This window comes from Staphylococcus sp. GDY8P85P, assembly GCF_017892405.1.
Classification (GTDB): domain Bacteria; phylum Bacillota; class Bacilli; order Staphylococcales; family Staphylococcaceae; genus Staphylococcus; species Staphylococcus borealis.
Genome location: NZ_JAESLA010000027.1, coordinates 50,214 through 56,865 on the forward strand (window position 1 = coordinate 50,214; position 6,652 = coordinate 56,865).

Genomic DNA, 6,652 nt, shown 5'->3' on the forward strand with positions numbered 1-6,652 from the left:
GCGGATTTTTGAAACAATTTATTTTCAAAAAAGAGGAAGCGGACAACGAATTCATAAAGAATGCTGTCTCACTTCCTGATTCTATTCAATGATTATGCTGGGTTACGATGATTTCTAAAGTAAATAACTTGGAGTGTAATTAATACAATTGCAGTTACGATAATGACAATCATGTATGGTGTTGCATCATATTGTCCTTTGAGTCCTACTATTGGAGAGATGATTCCGCCAAGAATGAATTGGAATAGTCCTAGTAAACTAGAAGCATTACCACTTCCACCTGTACGTTCCTCCATTGCCATAGAAAAACCAAGTGGGCCAATAGATGTGACAGGGCATACGTTTAAGAAAAATGCAATCAGTAAAATCCATAACGGACCATGCATTGATAATGTAATAACAATTAACACGACACCTATTACTTGTATTAACGTTAAGTAAATCATGAGTTTGAAACGATTAATATACTCGACTAAAAGTGCCACAATTTGGCTAACTATGATTAAGCCTACACCATTAATTGCTACCATTATACTGAATTGCTGAGGTGTCATATTGTATAGCTTTTGCGTTATGAATGGTGAAGCGGATGAAAAACTAAATAACATCACATACGTTAATCCTTGTAGCAACATTGGAATGATGAATCGTGGTTTCTTTAATAAACTTCCAAAATCTAAAAAGATTTCTTTAAAGTTTAACGATATATGTTCTGATTGATGTGTAGTAGGCATCGTCGTCACGACACCGATAAGCACAAGTAAACTTATAACGGTCAGAATGACAAAGACAATTCTCCATGAACCAAGTGTCAAAGATAGACCGCCTAGTAAAGGCATGATGATTGTAACAATACCATTAACGACCATCAGTGATGCTAGAAATTTAGCTAATAAATCACCTTGATATCTGTCTCCTGCAAAAGCCTTGGCTATAACTATAATGCCGCCTGCAGTAAAACCTTGGACAAATCGAATACATAAAAATAGCATTAAATTTGATGCAAAGATACCACTCAGTGTAGCTAGGAAGAAAACGCATAATATGATAAGACCCATTCTTTTACGGCCAAATGCATCAGATAATGGTCCGAATAAGAATTGACCTAATGCTAAACCTATCATTGCAAATGATAAGGTGAGTTGGATTTCAGATGTTGATGACCTAAATTGATGTTGTGCTTCAGGTAAAGCAGGAAGGTACATATCAATGATCATAGGTCCGAATGCAGTCATTACACCTAAGACAATAAGTAGCAATAGGGGTAATTTTGTATGTGTTGATGGTTGCATAATGTGTCTCCTTAAAAAGTTTGCAAATTACATTATATAGGTTTTTTGTGCATTTGTAATTTACAAAATAAAAAAGGAACGAGATAGAATTCAATTTACCTTCTATCTCGTCCCTTACAACGGTACGCATATCTTAGAAAATATGCTTTATCTGTCTTCTCAATGTCGTCTACGATGACGTATTTGCAATGTAGATATAGCGTATTATGTTGTATGTGATTTGTTTATGGGTTTATCACTGTGCATTTGTATCACTTGAGTTACCAAGTATACTATTTAATTTCTCTTTAATTTCATCAAATTTTGTATTCACATCATTAAGTAAGTCATTTACTTTACTTTGACTTTCATTATTTTGTTGCGCGTTATTCGCTTCTTTCAATTTATTTACTTGATCTTGATAAAATTTAGTCAATTTAGAATCTTCGCCTGTTTGTTCACTATTTTTTAAACTATTAATATCATCTTGAATTTGTTTGATTCTTGAGTCTGTATCCACTTTGTCTTTAATGTCATTTTTGGCTTCTTCGACTTGTTGTTTAATGCTATCACTTTGATTTTCTACTTCGTTTTTATAGTCTTTAGATACTTGGTTGTCATTTGAAGTAGTATTCGTTTGTTGTTCATTACCACTATTGTGGTTAAATAGCGCTCTCGTCGCAAATATTGCTACGATAATAAGCAATATTGCAATAATAGCTATAAGCCATTTTTTGGATTTTTTATTTTTTTCATTTTCTTCTTCTAATTGTTGCTCACGTCTGAAGTCACGGTCATTATAATATCTGTTTCCATTGTCGTCATAGTCATCATTACGTCGCTCATAACGCGCTTGATGGTCATAGTCATCATGGTAGCGTTGGTCATCATTTTGATATCTAGAATCATCATCACGATAACGTGCATTGCTACGATTGTACGCTTCTTGGCTTTCACGTCGCTCATGACGTGTACGTTCATCGGCACTTTGTCGATTACGCTTGCGATATTGTTCATCATATTTGTAAGAATCTTTATATTTATCTGTTCGTTTCATGCTAGTCACCTCATATTTCAAATAATTTGTTTCAGTAGTCGAGCAATATTTTCAGCAGTATGTGTCATGTTGCGCTTACCATTACTTAATAACGATGGTAATGCTTCTGGTTGTTCAATTAAACTAAATGCGCTATCTATACCATGATTGTAAACATCCTGATACCCTTCGCCAAGACTTCCACAAATAGCTATCACTGGAATATGATGTACTTTTGCTGCTTTTGCTACCCCAATGGGTGTCTTACCAAAGACAGTTTGCGCATCCATTTTACCTTCGCCAGTAATAACAAGGTCTGCGTCTTTCACTCTTCTCGAAAAGTCTGTTTCTTTTAACACAATGTCAATGCCTTTAGAAAGTGACGCATTGAAGAATGCAAGAATACCCGTACCCAATCCTCCGGCGGCACCAGCACCTGGAATGTCTTTAACATTTAGATTTAATTCTTGTTCTATCATATCATGATAGATCGCTAGTGCGGAATCCAACTTTGGTATCATCTTAGCGTCAGCACCTTTTTGTGGACCGTAAACTTCAGTTGCGCCATTAGATCCTAGTAATGGATTTGTTACGTCACAAGCAACCTCAAATGTAACGTCCTTCAGTCTATGATCTAGATTTGATATGTCTATATGTGCTAGCTCAGATAAATAACCACCACCTAATTGTAAAGGTTGACGTTGCGCATCTAGAAATTGCGCACCTAATGCACATAACATACCGCTACCACCATCATTAGTAGCACTTCCACCAATGCCTAGAATAATTTTGCTAACATCGTGATTTAGTGCATCTAATATCATTTCGCCTACACCATAAGTTGATGTAATGAGTGGGTTACGTTCGTCTTTTGATAATAAATCTAATCCTGATGATGCAGCCATTTCAATAATGGCAATTTGATCATCATCCGAGCGGGCATATGACGCTTCAATACTTCTATGTAATGGATCGTGTACAGGAATCGTATAGGTTTTAGCATTAAGCGCTTCTTTTAATGCATCTGTTGTGCCTTCACCACCATCAGCCATTGGGATAATGTCATAGTGAATCGCATCATCAAATACCGCTTTAAAACCATCTTGAATGGCTAAACCAGCTTCTTTAGCTGACATACTCTCTTTAAATGAATCAGTAGCAATGACTATTTTTTTAAGATTCATCTTCGTAAACCTCCTAGTGTTGGTATAGTATAAAATAATATTTGAATGTATAATTGATAAAATAAGAATATAATATAATCGATTATGAGAGGTTGATTGTAATTTAAAATCAAACCTTCTGACATAAAGGAGTTCGACATGCATAGACTTAAACAACATGAATTTTACATCTGGATGATTGGATTAATCCTATTTTACGGATACTTAGGTTTCATTATCCCTTTACATAGTACGGATTGGTTTTGGGGGAGTACCCACGGCATACAGGTCGTTAGTAACGCGTTTGAAAATTTTAATGGACGGTACATTAGCAATATATTAGAATTCGCAAGTGTTCATTCTATAGTAATGCGGACCATGTCATTTGCACTTATTTCAACCTTTATCGTGTTACTGTTATTAAAGTTATTGAATCAAATAGGTAACACAAACATTTTAATTATCATTATGGTTTTATTATTTATTATACCCAATTCTTTATTTTCACAAAGCTATGGTAACTTTGAATTTTTTTATACGTATGTTTTTGGGTCATGTTTTTCACTATATCTATTAAGTTTTATATTGAAAGGATTACTTAAGGAAGAAGAATATAGCCGAATAGATGCGTTTATCTTTTGGGGAATATGTTTATTAGGACAGTGGTTTGCTGAACCTCTAACGTTTTATAATACTACAATATTATTGGTTGGCATCACTTACTATGCGATACGATACCATAAACTTGACTACAGTTTGGTGCTTGGATGGTTGCTGTCATTATGTGGTGCAATGATCATGTTATTAAATGAAAAATATATTTATATTTATTCAAGTGTTGAGGCGTTAAGAGGGCACTTAGATATGTTAGGGTTGACTCACAAATTTGAATCATCGCTTCTCAAAGATATTCCAAACAATTTGTTTTTTAATAATAATACGATTTTATCTTTAATCGTAATTATCATTATAATATTACTCTTAAGAAGTAGCACATTCTCAACGTGGTCTAAAAAGAAACAATTCAGTTTACAAATAGGCATGTGTGTATTACCTATCTATAAATTCGTCATATATGAACCTTTCAATGTGAAACAACTATCTGAAACACTCACGTTTGAAGTCATTCATATTGTATTGTGTCTGATGTTTATGGTGAGTATTGTCATATCATGCAAGCTCATCGTTCACTCACCATACAATCGATTGTTGGTAAATATGTCGCTGATTTCAATTCCACTAAGTGTATTACCAGTTGTATTAATTACTGAAGTTTCAGTTAGACAGTTTTATTTGGCTTATCTATTTAGTATGATAATACTCATTATTTTAATTTCAGAATTAAGCTTTTTGACTTTGAAACATTATAATATTCTAAAAAGTTGTATAATTATTTTTGCAATTGTAAATATGTTTATTTTCACTGATATACACTTTCGTAGTGAACAGAGACTAGAAGATGTGCACGCACAAATGAGTAACAATCAACGTCACATTAAATTATCACATTTGCCGTATGAAACGTATTTATTTGAAATGACACCAGCAGATGAAGCGGATGTAACTAACTTCAAAGAGTTTCATCACATTTCAGAGAAATATTCATTTAAAATATTGCCGTTTGAAGATTAAAGAGAATGACGACAAAGGAGAATCACGATGAAGTTGACTCAAACCCACTTAGAGATTATTAAATTTATAATTGTGGGGGGGATTAATACCCTTAATTATTATATTGTGTATCTTATATTATTAAAATTATGTCATGTGAATTATATGATCAGTCACATTGTTGGTTTCTTAGTGAGTTTCGTAATTTCTTACTATTTGAATTGTTATTTTGTTTATAAAGTAACGCCAACTTTAAAGAAATTTTTAAGCTTTCCTTTAACGCAAGTCATTAATATGGGAATGCAAACACTCTTACTATATGTGTTTGTTAAGTGGTTTCAATTTCCGTCTGAAATCGCACCATTTGTTGGATTAATTATCACAATTCCAATTACGTTTATAGTTTCAAAATGGATCTTAAAAGATTAAAAAGAAGCTATTATATTTAACAATTACAACAGTGACAACGACAGACCATAAATTGAATGATTATTATGGGTGTCAACTTAATTAATATTTAGGTTTTACGAAAAATTTAATTCGCTTAAATATATGAAATTTATAGAAATTAAAAAACGTTGTCAATCATCTTTCGATGGTACATACTATTGATATTAAAGCATTTAAGGTGGTAGACAACATGTCTCAAAGTGAAAATCTTAAATTAGCGCAAAGAGGTGCTTATTTAAGTTTAGTAGTTTATATCATTCTATCTGTTTCTAAATATATAACAGGCTTTGTATTTGATTCAGCAGCAGTTAGAGCAGACGCTTTGAATAATATGACAGACATTATTGTATCTATTGCTGTCATTGTTGGATTGAAAATTTCAATTAAGCCAGCAGATAAAAATCATCCTTATGGTCATTTGAAATCTGAAAATATCTCTACACTATTAGTATCATTTATTATTATGTTTGTGGGTATTCAAGTTGTGATTGAAAATGTACCTCGAATATTTACGAATGAACACCATACACCAAATGTCATTACAATTTTTGTGAGTTTAATCAGTGGACTTATTATGATTGGTGTCTTTGCAATCAATCATAGACTGGCTCAGAAGACCAAGAGTAGCTCATTAAATTCCGCGGCAAAAGATAATTTGTCAGATGGTCTTGTTAGTATAGGGACTGCGATTGGTTTAGTATTTACCCAATTCGGATTTTCTATCGTCGATGTCATATTAGCGACGGTTTTAGGACTTTTAATTATTTATACAGGTTTTAGTATTTTTAAGGAGACCATATTTGCACTGAGTGATGGTTTCAATGAGCAAGATCTTGAAGAATACCGTAACGTTGTTTTAGAAGTAGAAGACGTTAAAGACGTGAATAATCTTAAGGGACGTTACCATGGCAGTAGCATCTTTTTAGATGTAACAATTGTTGTTGATGCACATTTATCACTGCAACAGGCACATGACATTTGTGATAAAGTAGAAAATCACTTACATAGTAAAGGCATTTCTTCCGTGTACGTTCATCCCGAACCAGACACGTTAAATCAAATGATTGATTAGAACGAGATTAATGATGATTAGGGGAGCGAGACAGAATTCTTTTAAATTC

Annotated in this window: 6 protein-coding genes; 3 read left to right on the top strand and 3 right to left on the bottom strand. The window is 33.2% G+C overall.

Annotated elements, in window-relative coordinates:
- Window positions 1-92: 92 nt before the first annotated feature.
- The 3 genes from KA828_RS06950 to KA828_RS06960 all read right to left on the bottom strand — a co-directional run bounded on the left by KA828_RS06950 (window position 93) and on the right by KA828_RS06960 (window position 3,491).
- On the bottom strand, window positions 93-1,292 hold the full coding sequence (locus KA828_RS06950; RefSeq protein WP_210125883.1) for a putative multidrug effflux MFS transporter TcaB: 1,200 nt from the start codon (window positions 1,290-1,292) through the stop codon (window positions 93-95).
- Window positions 1,293-1,527: 235 nt separating this feature from the next.
- Window positions 1,528-2,328, bottom strand: a complete 801-nt coding sequence (locus tag KA828_RS06955) for a hypothetical protein (RefSeq protein ID WP_193838999.1) — start codon at window positions 2,326-2,328, stop codon at window positions 1,528-1,530.
- A gap of 17 nt (window positions 2,329-2,345) precedes the next feature.
- On the bottom strand, window positions 2,346-3,491 hold the full coding sequence (locus KA828_RS06960) for a glycerate kinase (protein WP_210125885.1): 1,146 nt from the start codon (window positions 3,489-3,491) through the stop codon (window positions 2,346-2,348).
- 138 nt (window positions 3,492-3,629) lie between these two features.
- On the opposite strand from KA828_RS06960, the gene KA828_RS06965 reads away from it, so the two are divergent.
- From KA828_RS06965 to KA828_RS06975, 3 genes are all read left to right on the top strand, one after another.
- Complete coding sequence (locus KA828_RS06965; RefSeq protein ID WP_210125887.1) at window positions 3,630-5,102, top strand: hypothetical protein; 1,473 nt, start codon at window positions 3,630-3,632, stop codon at window positions 5,100-5,102.
- Between the two features lie 27 nt (window positions 5,103-5,129).
- Window positions 5,130-5,510: a GtrA family protein gene (locus tag KA828_RS06970; protein ID WP_053028717.1), complete on the top strand. Its 381-nt coding sequence runs from the start codon at window positions 5,130-5,132 to the stop codon at window positions 5,508-5,510.
- 211 nt (window positions 5,511-5,721) lie between these two features.
- Window positions 5,722-6,603 (top strand): cation diffusion facilitator family transporter, encoded by an 882-nt coding sequence (locus KA828_RS06975; RefSeq protein WP_210125889.1) that lies wholly within the window; start codon window positions 5,722-5,724, stop codon window positions 6,601-6,603.
- Window positions 6,604-6,652: the final 49 nt, after the last annotated feature.

Excerpts from the sequence above, each read along its gene's own strand:
- KA828_RS06950 (WP_210125883.1), bottom strand. The coding sequence starts at position 1,292 with ATGCAACCATCAACACATACAAAATTACCCCTATTGCTACTTATTGTC.
- KA828_RS06955 (WP_193838999.1), bottom strand. The coding sequence starts at position 2,328 with ATGAAACGAACAGATAAATATAAAGATTCTTACAAATATGATGAACAA.
- KA828_RS06960 (WP_210125885.1), bottom strand. The coding sequence starts at position 3,491 with ATGAATCTTAAAAAAATAGTCATTGCTACTGATTCATTTAAAGAGAGT.
- KA828_RS06965 (WP_210125887.1), top strand. The coding sequence starts at position 3,630 with ATGCATAGACTTAAACAACATGAATTTTACATCTGGATGATTGGATTA.
- KA828_RS06970 (WP_053028717.1), top strand. The coding sequence starts at position 5,130 with ATGAAGTTGACTCAAACCCACTTAGAGATTATTAAATTTATAATTGTG.
- KA828_RS06975 (WP_210125889.1), top strand. The coding sequence starts at position 5,722 with ATGTCTCAAAGTGAAAATCTTAAATTAGCGCAAAGAGGTGCTTATTTA.